Genomic DNA, 2056 nt, shown 5'->3' on the forward strand with positions numbered 1-2056 from the left:
GACTCATGAACATCATAACCCAAAAACAAACGTATCGATAAACTATCACTACAAAAAGCAATTAATTGTCTATCGGAGTTGATGTTATTCAAATAACCTACCAACAAAATCTTGAAGAAAACAACAGGATCTATACTCTCTTGACCTTCTTTACCATAATACTTTTGGGTAGCTTTATAAATAAAATGTAAATCAAGTTCGGTTAACAATTTTCTGTAAAAATTATCCACTGGAACCATGTCCAACAAATTAACCGAAACAAATAACTGTGGGGTAAAACTTTTCTTTCCTTGCATGAATAAATTTACAAATTATCTCTTTTTTATGCAAGTTTTTGTATATTTGAGTTGTGCAACATGCACAACGGTTTGCTTCAATGGCTACTTCCGGATTTTCCTACGGAAAATCCGCTGCTCAATGGAATGTTTTGTTATATTTGTAATGGCTTGGTGTTGGTTCAACGCCACTGAAAGCAAGCCGCAGAACGTTAGCTGCAACTTTATGAAAAACGGTATAAACATAGAGAAACTAAAAATTTACAATTCGTATGGTGGTGACATTGACGGAATTTGTCGAAACAATCGACCAATTGAGAAAGCAGTATTTGGAGATAGTTTAGACAATACTTGGTGTTTAATTACAAACAAGCTTCAAGATATAGAACTAATTTCTAAACGACTTGTTTCATATGAATACAAAAAAAACGTTTTAACCGAATTAGAAGAGATAACCAACAAAGAAACATTTAAATTATTTACTGACAAAATTCCATTTTATACAGATTTTCAAAAAGTAAGACAAATTCTAGAAATTATTAAAAGCTGGACAACAGACGAAACTGATACAGTTTGGGCTGGATATGACAACGGAAAAGAATTCTTGATTGACTTAAATGCGGACATTGAAAAAATCAAATTCTGTGACTTTGAAACGTTAGACAAGCTAAATATGGAATTTGCGCCAACTTCAACTTATCAAGAGATTTCACTATCAAATGGTTGGTCAGAAGATTTTTTAAAACTTGCCGAACAATTTGACAAATTATATGAAGTAATTAAGAAACAGACAATAAAAGAAAACAAACGTGAATGGTGGAAATTTTGGTAAGCATAATAAAAGCAGCAGCTAACAGCCGTAACTGTTGCACAACTACTATTTTTTAAAATAAAATCTCAAAAAACATAAAATTCCGACCTCGTTTAAACACTTTTAAGCGAGGTTTGTCTTTTTAGTTCCTGTACAAAATTCTAAAATTTTGGTTGCTTAAATTTGAAATTATAAAGTCTTGATAGACCGTTTTTATAAAAGCAAAGCACTTCCCTTGTTTTAAGGAAATAACTTGGGCTAAAACACTTGGTTTTTTGATGGTAAAACGCAAGTATTTCTTCAAGTTGTAGGTTAAACTTGCCATGAGTACATGTTTGTTTGCGTTTTTGATGCCTCGGGTGTTGACTCGTTTCATGTTCGTGAAGTTGACCAAGGTTCCAATCACAGGTTCGACTGTTTTACTTCGTATTCTCGACATCTTTTTGGCATATTTGGCATTTTGTGTGAGTTTTTGATGCATACGGTCGTAATGTTCTTTGTGGATGCTATCGTCTAGCTTTTTAAACTTAGTGCTTTTGCCACAACATTGTTCTCTGAGTGGGCAGTTTTTACAGTCACTCTCGCTGCTTCGGTACGTGCGTTTGGTGTAGCCTTTACTATCCGTTTTTTCGCCTTTGAAAAGGAGTTTGGCTTGGTTGCCTTCGGGTTTAGTGCATTGGTAATAATTTTCCTCTTTGTTGAAGGTAAAACCTTCGCGCTCGGGTTTGTATTGCCCGAAGTTAGGAATGTAGGCATCAATATTTTTTTTATGTAAATACGCCAACGCTTCGCCACTGCTGTAACCGCCATCGGCTAAAAGTTCTTCTAATTCAATGTCGTTTTCGTTTAGGTTTTCTTCGATAAGTTCCACAATTTTTTCTAAACATTGACTATCGCGCTTGTCTGCAAAATCAGAACACGCTCCAGTAATAACATGGTGTGCATCGTCTACTGCGATTTGTCCAAAATA

General features: G+C 34.6%; 3 protein-coding genes. 1 reads left to right on the top strand and 2 read right to left on the bottom strand.

Going from position 1 to position 2056, the window contains the following annotated elements; all coding sequences use genetic code 11:
* The coding region (locus DPN68_RS12945; protein WP_162298406.1) for a transposase at positions 1 to 296 on the bottom strand (296 nt) is incomplete at its 3' end.
* Between the two features lie 205 nt (positions 297 to 501).
* Between DPN68_RS12945 and DPN68_RS12950 the strand changes: the two genes are divergently transcribed.
* Complete coding sequence (locus tag DPN68_RS12950) at positions 502 to 1107, top strand: hypothetical protein (protein ID WP_133256611.1); 606 nt, start codon at positions 502 to 504, stop codon at positions 1105 to 1107.
* A gap of 121 nt (positions 1108 to 1228) precedes the next feature.
* On the opposite strand, the gene DPN68_RS12955 is transcribed toward DPN68_RS12950, so the two are convergent.
* Positions 1229 to 2056 (bottom strand): transposase (locus DPN68_RS12955; protein WP_239987041.1); only part of this gene is annotated, 828 nt, incomplete at its 5' end.

The sequence above is a fragment of the Flavobacterium tibetense genome, from assembly GCF_003293845.1.
GTDB classification, from domain to species: Bacteria; Bacteroidota; Bacteroidia; order Flavobacteriales; family Flavobacteriaceae; genus Flavobacterium; species Flavobacterium tibetense.

Bases quoted from the DNA above. Each gene is read 5' to 3' on its own strand.
- DPN68_RS12950 (WP_133256611.1), top strand. From the start codon at position 502: ATGAAAAACGGTATAAACATAGAGAAACTAAAAATTTACAATTCGTAT.